We start from the raw sequence: 16,556 nt of genomic DNA, 5'->3' as shown, positions 1-16,556 counted from the left end.
TTTTTTGCCAATGATCCATATCCTATGTTGCCATCTAAATACTCGGTGACAAGCTTCATTTTAAATTCTTCACTATATTTTGCCATAAAAAAACACCCCCGAAAGTTAGATTATTACTCTAACTTTCGGGGGTCGGTACCAAAAACATTCTAAGCGTTTTTTAACGTGATATTTAATTTCCTTCTTCAACTAAAGCCCCCCGTTCGTAATATAAGGTTAGCCAGATATTTAAAGGGTAGCCTTTATTTACTGGTTGACCTTTTTTATATGGTCTTATTATAACGGTAGTCGGGGTAGAACGTCGCCCCCGTGGGACTCGATCCCGTTAGCTAAACTGTTCACCCCCTACTTGTATAAACATGTTTCAGGCTGGTTGGGACAATAGATCCCGTTTAACAAGCGAACCTATGACATTACAAGAAGCCTTTAGGGGATACCGACTAATTTATTATTCTAGGAGGAGATATTCTATGAATCCAGTCATTGGTCTGGATGTTTCAAAAGGGGAAAGTCAGCTCCAAGCCTTTCTAGATAAAGGTAAACCATTTCGTAGCTTTAGTATTAAACATGATCTTGATGGGCTAGGTATCTTACTAGAATTTATTGAAGAAGTTGAAGATGCGGCTAATGGCAATCCACCTTCGGTCGTTCTGGAGTCAACTGGTCACTATCATACTCCCGTCATTCAGTTTTTGGAGGAACAAAAGAACCTGATAAAAAGCGAGGTGTTCAGCTATTAAACCTTCGCAATCTTACTAGACAACAGGAAAGTATTGCAGAAATATCCGCAAAAACTAAGTTGCAGCTGCACTCTTTGGTGGATCAGGTATTTCCTGAATATAGAGGTGTACTTGGTAGTTTATATTCTAAGGTTTCGTTGCTTACTTTACTTGAATTCCCGACATCTGAGGCAGTTTTGAACGTGAGTGAAAGAGAATTATCGGACAAGATTGGTGCGTTATGTAAGAGTCGTTCCGACCTCTGGGCAAAGGAAAAAGCGCAGAAACTAAGAGATGCAGCCCTCCGTAATCCATTTAAGAAAAACTTATACGAGAGTCATATCTTTAATCTTGAGGGGGATTGGTAACGATTGTTCTTCAATATCAAGAGCATCTATCTAAGATTGCAGATGAAATAGATGCCCTCGCTAATGAAATTGAAGAATATCATATACTCCAATCTATCCCTGGTATCGGAGAAAAAATCGCCGCCACGATTATTTCTGAAGTTGGAGAGATAGATCGGTTCAATGATGCCAAAAAACTTGTTGCATTCGCTGGAGTAGATCCAAGTGTATACTCATCTGGTAAGTTTACAGCATCAGTTAATCGTATCACTAAACGAGCATCCAATAGGCTTCGTCATGCCTTATATATGGCTGTTCAAAGTGGTATTCGAGATGCCCGCAAAAAGAAAACAACAGATGAGATTATGGCACGCAATAAAAGATTAAGAGAGTTTTACGATAAAAAGCGTGAAGAAGGTAAACCCTTTAGACTAGCTGTTATTGCATGTGTAAATAAGCTCCTACATTGGATTTACGCCATACTAAAAATCAGAACCGCTTTCCAAGATATAGCCTAAAAGCTATATCTAACTAAATACAACAAAACCTTCCAATTACAACAAAGAGGAAGGTTATTTGGCATGTTCTTTTTTAGTATATCATGGGTAATTTAACTTTTTTATTGAAAAATATTGACAAACTATTAGCTGGTTTTGTTTAATATCAGTCTTGAATTTTTAGGTCCATTCCTCAGATAAAAGTCCGTAAATAACATGGTCAACATAATGGTCGTATAGCCATTCTGCTTGTCTAATTTCACCTTCTATTGTGAATCCAAATCGTTCAGGTAGCGCCCTACTTTTGTGGTTTTCAACTGCGACACTCACTTCAATTCGATTTAGCTCTAGTTCCTTAAAACCATAATCTATCACAGTTTTAAACGCCTTTGACATGATACCTTTTCCTTGAAATTTTTCACCCAACCAATAACCAATAACACCAATTCTGTTAGCTTTATTTATGTCATTAAACCCAATTGTACCAGCGATTTTACCTTTATAAATGATAGCAAATGACTTTAGATAACCACCGTTTTCTACAAAACCTTTAAGTCTTGCCCTTATATTATTGGCAGAATCCTCAACACTCTCAATATTATCAAGCCATCCAAGCCATTGTTTTAAATATGGTTTTGAATCAATTGTTAAATTGTAAAATTCTTCTGCATCATCTTCAGTAAATAACCTTAAAGATACTTCATCATCAATTTTGTATGTAAGCAATCCTTTTCCCCCTCGTTGTTATACCTATATTTTTACTTTTCCATCTTTCACTATCACTGCTTTTTAAAACAATAGGAGCCGCATTCGACAGCCCCTTGTTCAGCATTTGCTCCCTTTAGTTGAAGAGTATCTTATATTGATATCTGCCCAATTACAAACTTTACGTCAATACACATCCTTATATGGTTGGCAAGTTGCTGAAGAATATGTTGATGAAAGTATTAGTGGCAAAGTCATAAAAGGTCGTCCTGCAATGCAAAGATTGATAGCTGACGTTAATAAGGATAAATTTCAAGCTGTGCTAGTGTGGAAAATATCACGTCTTTCTAGGAACATGTTGGATACGCTGGTGCTTCTAGATAAGTTCGAAGAGTATGATGTGAAATTTATTTCCTACACGGAGAATTTTGATACATCGAGTCCTATTGGAAAGCTTGTCGTCCAATTAATGGCTTCTATTGCAGAAATGGAAAGAAATACTCTTTCAGAAAACGTGAAGTTGGGCATGACACAACGGGCTAAAGAAGGCAGCTGGAATGGTGGTGTGGTTTTTGGATATGATTCTATAGAAAAAGAGCTTATTGTTAATCCAAAAGAAGCAGAGATTGTTGAGCTTATCTTTACTTTATATGCAGAGGGGAAGGGTCTTAAGGCTATAGCTAATCATTTAAACAAAGCAGGCTATCTTACTAAACGTGGCAGACACTTCTCAATCAATGGTATTGCTACAATATTAGATAATCCTATCTACTGCGGTAAAATTCGATGGTTACAAGTTGAAAATTGGGATAAAAAGAGAAGGCGTGGCAAAAATGCAAACCCCATTGTTGTCGCTGGGAAGCATGAAGCCATTATCTCCGATGAGCTTTGGAATATAGTCCAAGCTCGCAGACAAAGTAAATCGTTTAAGCAACGCCAATCCAACGAGCCTTTCTTATTAAGTAGTATTCTTAGATGTCCTAGCTGTGGCCAAGCTTTGGTTCCATCTATCACTACCTATACTCGAAAAGATGGTAGTAAACGAAAGCATCGCTACTATGTGTGTAGTAATTTTCATAACAAAGGCTCGTCTCCCTGTAAAGCAAATTCAATTAAAGCATACGATGCAGAAGATGCTGTCATTAATCGTATAAAAGAATTCTTAAGCGATTCAGTTAGCTTTAGTCAAACCATAGAAAGTATTAATAAAGACACGGTTCAAATAAACTTGAAACTAAAAGCGCAGTTAGAGGTGATTGAAGCAGAGCTAAAAGAAGCCAATGCCATGCAAGAAAAATATATGAAAGCATTTGAACAAAATATCTTCCCTGTTTCCATATTACAGGAACGGTTGCAGAAATTAGCAAGTCGAAGAATGACTTAGACCAAAAGAAAAATGAACTTAGTGTTCAACTAAGTTCATCAGACACGAAAATCATACCACCAAATGTGATTAGGCATTTATTAGATAAGTATGTTCAAGAATTTCAACAATCTACGAGAGAAAGGAAAAAACAATTATTTCAGTTTTTGCTAAATAAGGTAACAATCAAACAATCCGACGGTCGTTCTCGAACTGTCGATAATATAGAACTCGACTTCGACTTTTCTGAAGTCAATATGTCCAAATCATTTACACTTATCCACATCCTGTTTCATGAATCAGATCATACAGAGGAAAACCCCTATTCAAAACTTGATTCAAAAGACAAAATGCCACCTTATCTTCAAATTTTTTTGCCTCTATTTATGGTACGGTTCCCCCCTATTAATCCGAAACGCTCGATAAACCTGCTCCAATAAAACCAAACGCATCAACTGATGAGGAAACGTCATTTTAGAAAACGACAAAGCCATATCACTCCGCTCCATAACCTTGTCACTAAGCCCTAACGATCCTCCTATCACAAAAGCGATCTTGCTCTTCCCATATGTAGCTAGTTCATCAAGCTTTTGTGCTAATTGCTCGGAGGTTAGTTGTTTTCCTTTGATTTCTAAAGTAATAACATAGGTGTCTGTGGATATTTTATCTAAAATTCTTTGCCCTTCTTTTTCTTTCACTTCTTCTTCTTCGGCTGCACTTAAATTTTCTGGTGCTTTTTCGTCTGCTAATTCGACGATATCCACCTTAGCATATGGTCCAAGTCGTTTGAGATACTCCGATATTCCTTGCTTTAAATACTTCTCCTTCAGTTTACCGACTGTTATGATGTTAATTTTCATATGTATAAACTCCCTTATTATAAGCGTCAATATCCTTTCACAATCGTAACGGTTTATCCCCTAATTTGTCCACATAGCATGTGGATGGACTAGATATTCACAACTTGTACACGGGATTAACCAGTTATTCACAAAGTTATCCACATATGCACATGTGTTTCCACTTTATTTCGTATTGGAATACATGTTCGCTACCATATATGCTTTCTTATTAACAAACTATTCACAGTTTGTTGATAAGTGGGATAACCCTGTGTATAAAAAAGACAAGCGAGGAATTTAATCCCCGCTTGTTCATTAAAAGTCTTGAGCTGATAAAGTCATGGTTGTTGTTTGTTTTTCACCATCACGATAGTACGTCACGCTCATTTTTTCACCAGGTTCTTTTTCTTGGTATAAATGTTTGCGTAAATCCATAACATTCGTAATTTCTTTTTCATCCAATTGAACAATCACATCTAGTTCTTTAAGTCCTGCTTGATCGGCAGGTGACATTGGTTCTACACCTTCTAAAACGGCACCACCCTTGACTTCGTTTGGTAATCGTAATTCATAGGTCCAATAATAACTAGGAACCTCTGATAATGAGCGTGGAGTTACACCCATATATGGACGGGTGATTTTTCCGTCATCCTCAATATCCTCTAATATTGGCTTTGCCGTATCAATTGGTATGGAGAAACCAATTCCCTCTACAGCTGCTTGAGCAATTTTCATGGAATTAATTCCAATTAATTGTCCCTTCATGTTGATAAGTGCTCCACCTGAGTTCCCAGGATTGATTGCTGCATCGGTTTGGATGACTTCAGCATTCCAGTCCGGTACACCATCACCATTAAAGTCCTGTGGTACGACTCTTTCTTTTCCACTTATAATTCCTTGGGTAACTGAACCTGAAAATTGTAGTCCGAGCGGGTTTCCAATTGCCAAGACTGGTTCTCCTACCTTAAGATTCTCAGAGTGACCTAATTCAATTGCATTATCCACTTTGGAAGCATCAATACGTAGTACGGCTAAATCATTGTATAGATCACTTCCTAGTAATTCTGCTGGAATACGTTCACCATTTGCCAATGATACCTCCAATTCACTTGCACCTTGAACAACATGGTGATTGGATACTACATATGCATGTTCCCCGTCTACCTTATAAATGACACCAGAACCTGTTCCTGACTCATTTCCCTGTTCTAGCCAAAATTCAGAGCCACCAATGCTGACGACACCTACGACTGCATTCGAAACTTGATCAACAATATCGGTGACCTGTGTCTGTATGTCAACATTGACAGATTGTGTTACCCCACTCTGGTCATTACCATCTCCTTGGGTCTCTTGTTCATTACCTTCTGTAAGGTCATATGGCAATAAATTGGCGTTACTCAGGGTAGGTAATGTTAAAAATACAAGTAAAACACCGATTATAAATCCAACAAAGGTTGGGAAAACCCAATTCTTTCGCTTTTTTGCATTATGATTTTGTGCATGATCATCATAGTACCCCATATCTAATCACCTAGCCTTTCACAAAATCTGCCTCTAATACTATACGAATGAAAACGTCTTACAGATTTATCTTCAATTATATTTTCCTTGTTTTTCTTTATTATCCAACCTGATAAATTGGTGTTGGCATTTCGGGATCTGTATCGTGCAGGTCAATGTTTTGGCCGACATGAAATCCCCGCTCATTCAATATTTGTGAAACAGACATGCGTGCAAGATCCTTCATATTATTATCCTTACTTAAATGGGCTAAATAGATTCGCTCTGTATTGTTCCCAATAATGTCTGTTAAAGCAAGGGCTGAATCTTCATTGGAGACATGTCCATGATCACCGAGAATACGTCTTTTTACATTCCAGGGATAGCGTCCCATTCTTAGCATTTCAATATCATGATTTGCTTCAAAGATATATGCATCTGCGTTTTCTACCGTTTTCTTAATTCGTTCGGATACATACCCTGTATCTGTCACCAATGCAACCTTTTTTCCTTCGTGGTGAAAGACAAAAAACATCGGTTCCGCTGCATCATGAGACACACCAAAGGATTCGACCTCTATATCGCCGAAGGTTTGGGCTGATTCCATACTAAAAATAAACTTTTGATCTAGATGAATATCTCCTATCTTCCCCTTCATGGCTTGCCACGTTTTCTCATTCGCATAAATCGGTAACTTATATCGTCTGGCCATAATCCCTAGTCCTTTAATATGGTCACTGTGCTCATGTGTCACTAAGATACCATTTAGCTCATTAGGGTCAATATGGACTCCAGCTAATAGCTTTTCCATTTGTTTTCCGCTTAAGCCTGCATCCACTAAAATTTTCTGCTGATCCGTTCCAATATAAAATGCGTTTCCCGTACTTCCTGATGCTAAGACACTAAAATGTAGCGTCATGATTCCTCACTCCCTGAATTGCTCTCGTTAACCTGAACAGAGTCTATGATCTCTTCAATAAAAGTTGTTTCATCTCTTGAAATAATTTGTGCTCCAATGGCATTAACAAAGTAAGTTCTATTATCATTAATGGAAATTTTCCAGGTTGGAACGAATACCTGCAAACCACTTTCAAATGGTACTAACGTATGATATCCCAGTTTCATATCTGTAATTTCATCGTTTGTATAAAGATTATCATTATTATTTAGTACTTTGATGGTTGCCTTTGGTTGACTAACTTCTTTTTCTTCTCCAAGCTCTATATCTGTCAGCATCGTCTGCGCATAGGAATCCATCTCACCATCTTCATTTAGAAAGATCATGAGCATACCACCCTTATTATAATAGATGGTATTTCCGTTATAGGTTTGGAAAAATAATAATATATTTTTCTCTTCATTCCAATTCCAAAATGTGTATTGATCTCCATATAAAATATTTTTACTTAAAAAAGCGTTAATATCTTCTTCGGATAATCCAGATGGAATTGGAATGGGCTCTTCAAATTTAGACACTAAAAAATCGTTTTGCGTATTTGCCTCTTGATTCTTTAGTTGTTTAATATCTTCTTCTGTAAATTTATATCGATTTGCCTGGATAAATGCTGAAGGACCAGCCTCTGTAGGGATATTGTCTAGATTAATATTTTTTCTCTTCATTTCATCATCAAAAGAAGAGGTTTCCTGATCCTTGAACTCCCCAGGCTCCTGATTTTTTTCCATGTACTGAGTTAATAAGAAGATATCTAATACAAGGAAGCATAAAATAAAAATGGTCTTGATTTGCCCCCATTTCATGTTTACACGCCTCCTTGTGATTCGATTAGAGAGTCTTCGGTTGGGATTGGTGCCCACGTACCATTATATTTGATAAACCATTGTGGTTCTAGTGAAATAATATCAGAAGAATAGCCTTGTTTTTCATTCATCGTATACATAATCTGGATATCCTCAATAGATTTCTCAGGAAACCTTCTCGGCTCAGTCTCAAGTATTTGGATAATTTCACTACCTGAACGAACCGTATTGTGTTCCTGACTCAAAGGTGTAGATAGACGTATTAAAGGACGTACATACGTATCAAGCTCACGATCGAGCCATTTTTGTTCAATCTGTCCTAATCGACTCATGACTGGATAGCCATTGAAAAGCATTTGGTATTGAATGCTGCTATTCCCCTCCAGAATATCAAATAACATATAATCATCGGTCCAGCCATCATGATTATTAACAAAGGTAAGGCTTTGACTTATTAGTTCCTCACGTTCCAAAAACTCACCTGAAATTGGATTTTTATACTTCATATAGTATTGATTGGAATACACTTGATGCTTTTCAAGCAATCGGTACCCATCTGAATATCTTCCTCTATATTCTCGTACGTTTTCCGGGTCTTGGAACAAGTTATGAATGATTGGCTCTAAAGGAATATTATTTGTTGTATAGGTTTGGTTAGCTAGTTTTAATTTCTCTTCAGGCAAATAAAACACTTGATTATTCACTTCATAGCGAAGAAGATGTACAAATGAATCATCTGATTGCATATACTGACGTACTTGTTGAAAAGCTTCTGTTTCTCTTACTTCTGTACGCATGACCCGCTCATGCACTGTCGATTGAAATACCACATCTATGGTATTGGATTCATTGTTCAAAACCAAATATAATCGATTAAAATCCCAATCAGCATTTAAGCCATCTTCCCCAATGTTAAACATTCTTGGTAAGAGACTCACGGGAATGTTTTCTGGATAAATCAATTCTACATACGTTTGTTCCTCATTGATATTTACATTAGTTTTATCCTCATAGATTCGAAAATCCCATTCCTTTAAAGCCTGATAAAATTCGCCTTCCTTTGTTTTATCAGTAAATTGGAGAGGATGTCCCTCCTGGTGAAAAACCATCTGTGTTGGAAGTACCGCTTCATTTAACTCTGCTTTTTCGCCGTTAATTGAAATGTTTAGCGTATCAGATTCATTTGTTTGATAATTAGCGGAAGAATAATTCCAAATTCCAATTGTCAAAAGTAAGCTTATTAAGACTAGTACAGCTAATATTGCAGATTTGATGTTTTCGATGTTCATGAAGCATTCCCCCACTTCTTGTGCATCATTGGAAGAGAAATATAAATAGTTGTCCCTTTTCCTTCTTTACTTTCCGCCCAAATTTTGCCATCGTGGGCTTCTATCATTTCCCTGGCAATAGCTAATCCTAATCCAGTTCCGCCTAGTTTCCTAGTACGAGCTTTATCCACTCGATAAAAACGATCAAAAATACGCTCTACTTGTTCCTTTGGAATGCCGACACCTTGATCAGATACCTTGGTCAGTAACATCCGATCCTTTATTTCAGTCTCTAGCGTGATCACTCCTCCATTAGGAGAATACTTAATTGCATTTGATATGACATTGTCTAAAACCTGTGTCATTTTATCTTTATCCATCCAGACCCAATGAGAGTTGTTTGGAAGTTTACGAACGAATTCTAAATTCTGCTCATATTTGTTCATTTCAAAGCGGTCAATAATATGATTAAAGAAGTAAATAAAATCGACTTTTTCTTTATATAAATAATTATCCTTGTTATCCATTTTCGAAAGCTGAAGTAGGTCATTTACAAGCCGAATCATCCGTTCTGTTTCGGTTTGGGTAACACTTAAGAATTTTGGTGCAATGTCTTCATTCCGCCAAGTATCTCCATCTGTTAATGCCTCTAAATAGCTTCTCATCGTTGTTAATGGAGTTCTAAGTTCATGTGAAACGTTAGCCACAAATTCCCTTCGCTCACGTTCAATCTTTTCCTCTTCCGTAACATCACTTAATACCGTAATGAATCCACTCATATCTTCATTTTCATCTTGAATAATAGAAAAGGTAACCCTTAAAAGTAACGTGTCATCCTCACTGACATCTATAATAGTGGCTCCTGTTTCTTGAATATCTGAAATGCTTTGGATAACTTCGCCCATGCCTAAAATGGAAATAATCGATTCTCCCTTTAATTCATCAAAGGACTTACCGATAAATTGTTCCGCTGGTTCATTCATCAGAATGATGGCTCCTGAACGATTACAGGCAATAACCCCTTCATTCATATTAGCTAAAACAGAGGTTAACTTTCGACGCTCATCTTCAATCATAGAATAAGACTCTTTTAGCTTGTCTGTTAAATGGTTAAATGAATAAGCTAATTGGCCAATCTCATCCATTCCATATACGTTTACCTTTTTGGAGAAATCCCCACCGGCCATTACTAGGGCTTGTTTTCTCATTTCTGAAATTGGCTTTGTAATGGTCCTAGATACAAGGATACCGATTAGGGCAGTAATGGTAATCGCTAATATCGTTCCATTAGCAAAAATTTTGGTAATGTATTCAAGCTGCCCATACACATCCTCTACACTAGCCTTAAAAAATATTGCTCCAATGATTTCATCAGTTTGATTTTTAAAAATGGGAATGGTGTTCGTTAAGGTTCGATCACCTGTTTCACGGTTGTACTTAATTTCGTGTGGGTATTGGGTGCGGAATGAGAACATCCTTTGAACATCACTACTTGTGGTAATCTTACCAACCACATCCCGATTCCATTGATTTGTTGTACCAATAATACGCATTTGTTTATCAATAACCTGCAACTCAGTGATATCCTGGGAGTCAAAATCGGTCAGAATAGATTGTATGTCTTCTTGGATGGTAGGATCATCCTTCGTTCGTTCCTTTGAAAGAGCCTGCTCCAAGCTATATGAAAGTAAGCTTAGTCGATCATCAATAGAATCCTCAAAGTTCTCAATTAGACGCTCCTCAAGCTCACTAGCGAAGTAGGCTCCTATGAGTTGAATCGCAATTAACAGTAGAAGGATATAAACTAATATGATTTTTAAACCAACTGATTTAAAAAAGTTCACTTTGTTTGTCATTGAACACTACTCCTGATCAGGGTTACGTAAATAATAGCCGACTCCTCTTCTGGTCACAATCCACATTGGACTGCTTGGGTTCTCCTCAATTTTCTCACGTAGTCTACGTACGGTTACATCCACTGTACGTACATCACCGTAATAGTCATAGCCCCATACTGTCTCTAGTAAATGTTCACGGGTCATTACCTGTCCGATATGTCTTGCTAGATAATGAAGTAATTCAAATTCACGATGTGTCAACTCAATTTGCTCTCCATCTCTCGTAACGGTGTAGGCATCAGGATGAATGACTAGCTTTCCAATTCGTATATCATGAGACTCATTTGCAGATGGTTCGTCACTTTGCTTATGCCGACGAAGGTTTGCTTTAACCCGGGCAATTAATTCACGATTACTAAACGGCTTGGTTACATAATCGTCCGCGCCAAGCTCTAAGCCTAACACTTTATCTATTTCAGAGTCCTTTGCCGTTAGCATGATAATAGGCATGCTATGATATTGGCGGATTTCACGACAAACCTCCATACCATCCTTTTGTGGAAGCATAATATCAAGTAATACTAAATCAGGCTTTTCTTGATGAACAAGCTCTACTGCCTCGTCACCATCATAGGCACACATTACTGTGTAACCTTCTTTCTCTAAGTTAAATTGCAATATATCAGCAATCGGTTTTTCATCATCTACAACTACTATTTTTTGATTCAATCCAATCACTTCCCTCTTGGAAAATTTGCACCTTATCCTTTATTTTATCGTAAATTACGTAAAAAGTCTTTTTTTTATTCGATGGTGGGACTTAGCACCTTCAAAAGAAGAAAACCCCTAGCTCATTAGCTAGAGGTTCAATTTTTAACTTTTCCTTAGTAATAGGACATTGGATTAACTGCTGAGCCACCTACATACACTTCAAAATGTAAATGTACTCCAGTAGAATTACCAGTTGCCCCCATTACACCAATGGCTTGTCCTTTACTTACCTTTTGCCCACTGCTTACATGAATGAACGATAAATGACTATAAGTTGTTTTCGTACCATTTTGATGGTTAATCACGATACGATTACCATAACCGTTATTCTGGTAACCGGCAGAGGAGACAACTCCATCTTCTGCAGCATAAATAGTGCGATTACTCACACCAGATATGTCTATGCCACTATGGTATCCACCACCACGAGGACCCATATAACTGGTAATAATCCCACCAGCTGTTGGCCAGCTAAAGCCTGAACCAGATGATGATTTTGGTTTTGATTTTGTCGCAGGCTTAGATTTTAATTGTCTAACCTTCGTCCCCTTAAGAACAACTTCATCAACTGGTTCCTTAATGACCTCTTCTTCTTTAATTTTACGCTCTACTTCAGAACCATTTTTTTGGACAATTTGATAATGAATTTTCTTTTTACCCTTTTGTCCTTCTTCTTTTACTTCTTTCTCTCCTACATAAAGGTCATTTGTTTCAACATATTCTGTGGAATAATCCATTTCCTTTTCTACAATCTCCTCGACAGTTGTTCTAACCTCTACAATTGGTTCTTTATCCTGCACCTTAATTTCCTGTCCAACCTGCAAAATACTATCTTCTTCGAGGTCTGGGTTTAATTCTAAAATATCAGCCATTGATAAATCGTATTCTTTGGCTACTAATTGTAAATAGTCACCGTCTTCTATTTTATGTACTTGTTCAGCTACTGTATCCTTTTCAAGCATTTGTAAACCTTGCTCCACTGTTAGCAGTTCATTAGGTTTTACTTTTTCTACTGTTAGCTCGATATCCTTAGTCAATGATACATCTACAATCCGGGAGTCTCCCGTAGATAGTTCTTCAGGTTGTTCATCCTGGTCTTCTACCTTTGCTTCATCTGAATCTTGATTTGGCTTCGCTTCCTCAGTGTCTTCTTCTATTGTATAAAGTTCATCTAGATCCTCTGTTTGGTCTTCTGGTATAAATTGAGACTGGAACTCTTTCAATAATTCACTAATCGTCTCTTTGTCTTTAAAGTAACCAATTTCTTCTCCACCAATTTCTAGTTTTTGTGCTTTTACACTGTATGTTATTTGATCAGATAGCCTTTCTAAAACTTTGCTATTATTATATGTAGGTTGAAAGGCAAATTCAGATACATAAGAAATGTCTTCATTGACAGCAAGGTTAAGTCCCTTATAGTTTTGTTCCTCTTTGTTTACTTGCTCCTCTATAAAGGTCTCTACTACTTCCTTATCCCCAACTGTACCTAAATGTTCTCCTGAAACATATACATGATAGATTTTAGAAAGATCATCATTTTCTGCAGCATGAACAGAACCTATAGATAATCCTAATGCAAGAGATGACGTTATCATTACCTTTTTCAAAAGAGATCGGTTAGCGCGTTTTTTGGGGATGCTTATCGCTTTTTTTCGAATGATCCTCACAACCTTTCTTTCTAGCAACATATGACAATTTTATACAGTAGTGGTAGATTCTATATAAACTGGCTACGCTACTAATCTACCACAATATGACTAGATATATAAATAGTAATGGTATAAATGTAATATACTTGTATAACTAATGTAAATTATTTGAAATTTGTCATTAAAACAGGGCTTAATTCGCGTTAAGTCGATTCTATTTTATATAATTCGACAGTAAAATGTTGCAAAAATATTACAAATTTTCATATCAACATATTATATTGCACTTTTTCTGCAGTTTTTACCTATAATTTGTTTAGAAAAATACGATTTTCACCATTAATGGCGAATGTCGATGGTAACCTAAAAGTCTTATATGTCAAAAATAAAAGGCAAAACGATTTTAGCGTTTTGCCTTTAGATAATGGGTTTAGCTATTATAAATATCCTTTAAAACATTTGTTTGACTGCGATCTGGGCCAACTGAAAAGATAGCGATTGGAATACCTGTTAATTCAGATACGCGCTGGACATATTTTTTAGCGTTCTCAGGTAAGTCATCAAGTGATTGAACACCTGTAATATCTTCCGTCCAACCTGGTAATTCTTCATAAATCGGCTCACATTCAGCAAGCACATTTAAGCTTGCCGGATATTCATCAATCTTTTCCCCTTTATATTGATAGGCTATGCAAATTTTTAATGTTTCAATTCCAGTCAATACATCAATTGAATTTAGGGAAAGATCGGTTATGCCACTTACTCGTTTCGCATGCCGAATTACAACCGTATCAAACCAGCCAACACGTCTTGGACGTCCAGTAGTAGTTCCATATTCACGTCCAACCTCTCTAATTTGATTCCCAATCTCATCATGTAACTCGGTTGGGAAAGGACCATCACCTACTCTTGTTGTATAAGCCTTGGACACTCCCATTACTCGATGGATTTTGGATGGCCCTAAGCCTGAACCTACAGTAACACCACCGGCAGTAGGATTAGAAGATGTTACGAAAGGATAGGTTCCTTGATCAATATCAAGCATAACCCCTTGCGCCCCTTCAAACAAAATATCCTCATCATCATCCGCTGCTTCATTTAAGATAACAGAAGTGTCACAAACATAAGAAGCAATTTGCTGACCATATGCGTAATACTCCTCAAATATTTCTTCAATATTCATTGGATCTGTTTCATAAATTTTCTCAAACAACAGATTTTTTTCTTCTAGGTTTGACTTCAGTTTAGCCCAAAAAATATCCTTATCTAATAAATCAGCAATTCGAATCCCAACTCGAGATGCTTTATCAGTATAGGCTGGACCAATCCCTTTTTTCGTCGTTCCAATTTTTTGATCACCCTTGCTTTGTTCTTGCAGCTCATCTAATTTCATATGATAAGGCAAAATAACATGAGCACGGTCACTAATTTTTAAATTATCAAGTGTAATGTTCCGTTCCTTTAAATAGGCCATCTCATCTAATAGTGCTTTCGGGTTAATTACTAAGCCATTCCCCATTACACAAATTTTATCTTCATAAAAAATCCCTGAAGGAATCAAATGTAATTTATATGTTTCACCATTAAACTTTATGGTGTGACCTGCATTATTGCCGCCTTGATAACGAGCCACAACATGAGCTTGTTTAGATAAAAAGTCTGTTATTTTTCCTTTTCCTTCATCGCCCCATTGTGTACCAACTACTACTGCTGTTGTCATAACGCACCTCCGAATGATTTACAAATCAATTCTAACACTAACCATAATTTTACCAATGGAACAAAAACATAGTCAAGCTCAAACCGAACATTATTGTTCATAATATTAAATTCGTTCGAATTGACCAGATATTCCTATTTATAGCTCTGCCCAATTATATAAAAAAAGAACCCAAATCATCTCTGATTTGGGTTTCTTATGCGGGTGGTATTTCCTCTTGGCTATACTTATGGTCTAAATTAACAAACTTGTTATATTCCTTCACAAAAGCCAGTTCAACCGTACCAACTGGACCATTCCGCTGTTTAGCCAAAATAATTTCAATAATATTTTCCTTCTCTGAATCCTCACGATTATAGTAATCATCACGATAAAGGAAGCCAATGACGTCTGCATCCTGCTCAATACTTCCTGATTCACGGATATCGGACATAATTGGTCGTTTATCCTGACGAGATTCTACACCACGTGAAAGCTGAGATAAGGCAATAAGCGGCACTTCTAGTTCTCTAGCAAGAGCCTTTAGCTGTCTTGAAATCTCTGAAACTTCCTGTTGGCGGTTTTCACCACTTCTACTATTTCCTTGAATAAGCTGTAAATAATCTATTAAAATCATTCCAAGTCCGCTTTCTTGCTTTAAACGGCGGCATTTAGAACGTATTTCATTCACCTTTATACCTGGTGTATCATCAATATAGATTCCTGCATTTGATAGACTTCCCATGGCCATTGTAAGCTTTCCCCAATCTTCAGGGGTCATACTTCCCGTTCTTAGCCGTTGAGCATCGATATTTCCCTCCGCACATAGCATACGCATCACAAGCTGGTCTGCACCCATCTCTAAACTAAAGATCGCAACATTCTCTTGGGTATGAATGGACACATTTTGCGCAATATTTAGGGCAAAAGCCGTTTTCCCTACAGAAGGACGTGCAGCAATGATAATTAAGTCATTCTTTTGGAATCCTGAAGTGATTTTATCAAGTTCCTTAAAACCTGTGGCTACACCTGTTACCTCTGCATCCTGATGGTGCAGTTGTTCAATATTATCATAAACATCAATTAAAACATCTTTTATATTTTTAAATTTACCAGAATTCTTCTGTTGTGAAACTTCTAAAATATTCTTTTCAGCATCATCTAAAATGCTTGTTACTTCTTCTTCCTCAGAAAAACTTGTTTGTACAATATTAGTTGCCGTTGAAATCAGCCGTCTTAATGTTGATTTCTCTTCTACAATTCTAGCATAGTACTCAATATTTGCTGCCGTTGGTACTGAATTGGCCAAATCACTTAAATAAGAAACACCACCAACATCATCTAATAGCTTCTTATTTGATAATAATGTTGTAATGGTGACTAAATCAATTGGGTCACCCTTATCTGATAGATGTAGCATCATTTCAAAGATTTTATGGTGACTCGCTCGATAGAAATCTTCAGGTACTAATATTTCCGAAGCTGTAACGATCGCCTGTGGTTCCAAAAAGATCGCACCAATGACAGCTTGTTCTGCTTCAATATTATGTGGTGGTGTACGATCATTCCATAGCTCACTCAAAACAAGTTTCCCCTT

At 37.0% G+C, this 16,556-nt stretch carries 12 protein-coding genes and 1 pseudogene; 2 read left to right on the top strand and 11 right to left on the bottom strand.

Annotated elements, in window-relative coordinates:
- Positions 1-470 precede the first annotated feature (470 nt).
- Positions 471-1,584, top strand: a pseudogene (locus tag GH754_RS17055) (IS110 family RNA-guided transposase).
- Between the two features lie 159 nt (positions 1,585-1,743).
- On the opposite strand, the gene GH754_RS17050 reads toward GH754_RS17055, so the two are convergent.
- Positions 1,744-2,289, bottom strand: coding sequence for a GNAT family N-acetyltransferase (locus GH754_RS17050; RefSeq protein ID WP_153729866.1), 546 nt, complete (start codon positions 2,287-2,289; stop codon positions 1,744-1,746).
- A 136-nt stretch (positions 2,290-2,425) separates the two neighbouring features.
- Here GH754_RS17050 and GH754_RS17045 point away from each other — a divergent pair, with 136 nt between their 5' ends.
- A complete protein-coding gene (locus GH754_RS17045) occupies positions 2,426-3,652 on the top strand; it encodes a recombinase family protein (protein WP_228550295.1) in 1,227 nt (408 codons plus the stop codon).
- A 359-nt stretch (positions 3,653-4,011) separates the two neighbouring features.
- On the opposite strand, the gene rlmH is transcribed toward GH754_RS17045, so the two are convergent.
- From rlmH to dnaB, 10 genes are all read right to left on the bottom strand, one after another.
- Positions 4,012-4,491 carry a 23S rRNA (pseudouridine(1915)-N(3))-methyltransferase RlmH gene (rlmH, locus tag GH754_RS17040; protein ID WP_153729864.1) on the bottom strand — a complete coding sequence of 160 codons (480 nt, stop codon included), beginning with the start codon at positions 4,489-4,491 and terminating at the stop codon, positions 4,012-4,014.
- Between the two features lie 297 nt (positions 4,492-4,788).
- Positions 4,789-5,997, bottom strand: a complete 1,209-nt coding sequence (locus tag GH754_RS17035) for a S1C family serine protease (protein WP_153729863.1) — start codon at positions 5,995-5,997, stop codon at positions 4,789-4,791.
- A gap of 100 nt (positions 5,998-6,097) precedes the next feature.
- Complete coding sequence (locus tag GH754_RS17030; protein WP_153729862.1) at positions 6,098-6,895, bottom strand: MBL fold metallo-hydrolase; 798 nt, start codon at positions 6,893-6,895, stop codon at positions 6,098-6,100.
- Entirely contained in the window at positions 6,892-7,734 is an 843-nt protein-coding gene (locus GH754_RS17025) for a two-component system regulatory protein YycI (protein WP_153729861.1), read from the bottom strand. The genes GH754_RS17030 and GH754_RS17025 overlap by 4 nt, the downstream gene beginning before the upstream one ends.
- 2 nt (positions 7,735-7,736) lie before the next feature.
- Positions 7,737-9,023 carry a YycH family regulatory protein gene (locus tag GH754_RS17020; protein WP_153729860.1) on the bottom strand — a complete coding sequence of 429 codons (1,287 nt, stop codon included), beginning with the start codon at positions 9,021-9,023 and terminating at the stop codon, positions 7,737-7,739.
- Positions 9,020-10,858, bottom strand: a complete 1,839-nt coding sequence (walK, locus tag GH754_RS17015) for a cell wall metabolism sensor histidine kinase WalK (protein WP_153729859.1) — start codon at positions 10,856-10,858, stop codon at positions 9,020-9,022. Before walK ends, GH754_RS17020 begins: the two co-directional genes overlap by 4 nt.
- Before the next feature lie 6 nt (positions 10,859-10,864).
- Positions 10,865-11,569, bottom strand: coding sequence for a response regulator YycF (gene yycF / locus GH754_RS17010; protein ID WP_153729858.1), 705 nt, complete (start codon positions 11,567-11,569; stop codon positions 10,865-10,867).
- A gap of 155 nt (positions 11,570-11,724) precedes the next feature.
- Positions 11,725-13,278, bottom strand: coding sequence for a peptidoglycan DD-metalloendopeptidase family protein (locus GH754_RS20015; RefSeq protein WP_194841395.1), 1,554 nt, complete (start codon positions 13,276-13,278; stop codon positions 11,725-11,727).
- A gap of 412 nt (positions 13,279-13,690) precedes the next feature.
- Complete coding sequence (locus GH754_RS17000; protein ID WP_153729856.1) at positions 13,691-14,980, bottom strand: adenylosuccinate synthase; 1,290 nt, start codon at positions 14,978-14,980, stop codon at positions 13,691-13,693.
- 196 nt (positions 14,981-15,176) lie between these two features.
- The gene (gene dnaB / locus GH754_RS16995; protein WP_153729855.1) at positions 15,177-16,541 is read right to left on the bottom strand and encodes a replicative DNA helicase; all 1,365 of its coding nucleotides are present in this window, start codon (positions 16,539-16,541) and stop codon (positions 15,177-15,179) included.
- Between the last annotated feature and the right edge of the window lie 15 nt (positions 16,542-16,556).

This window comes from Salinibacillus xinjiangensis (assembly GCF_009649735.1).
GTDB lineage: Bacteria > Bacillota > Bacilli > Bacillales > Alkalibacillaceae > Salinibacillus > Salinibacillus xinjiangensis.
This window is presented reverse-complemented; position numbering and strand designations above follow the sequence as displayed.

Bases quoted from the DNA above. Each gene is read 5' to 3' on its own strand.
- rlmH (WP_153729864.1), bottom strand. From the start codon at position 4,491: ATGAAAATTAACATCATAACAGTCGGTAAACTGAAGGAGAAGTATTTA.
- GH754_RS17035 (WP_153729863.1), bottom strand. From the start codon at position 5,997: ATGGGGTACTATGATGATCATGCACAAAATCATAATGCAAAAAAGCGA.
- GH754_RS17030 (WP_153729862.1), bottom strand. From the start codon at position 6,895: ATGACGCTACATTTTAGTGTCTTAGCATCAGGAAGTACGGGAAACGCA.
- GH754_RS17025 (WP_153729861.1), bottom strand. From the start codon at position 7,734: ATGAAATGGGGGCAAATCAAGACCATTTTTATTTTATGCTTCCTTGTA.
- GH754_RS17020 (WP_153729860.1), bottom strand. From the start codon at position 9,023: ATGAACATCGAAAACATCAAATCTGCAATATTAGCTGTACTAGTCTTA.
- walK (WP_153729859.1), bottom strand. From the start codon at position 10,858: ATGACAAACAAAGTGAACTTTTTTAAATCAGTTGGTTTAAAAATCATA.
- GH754_RS17000 (WP_153729856.1), bottom strand. From the start codon at position 14,980: ATGACAACAGCAGTAGTAGTTGGTACACAATGGGGCGATGAAGGAAAA.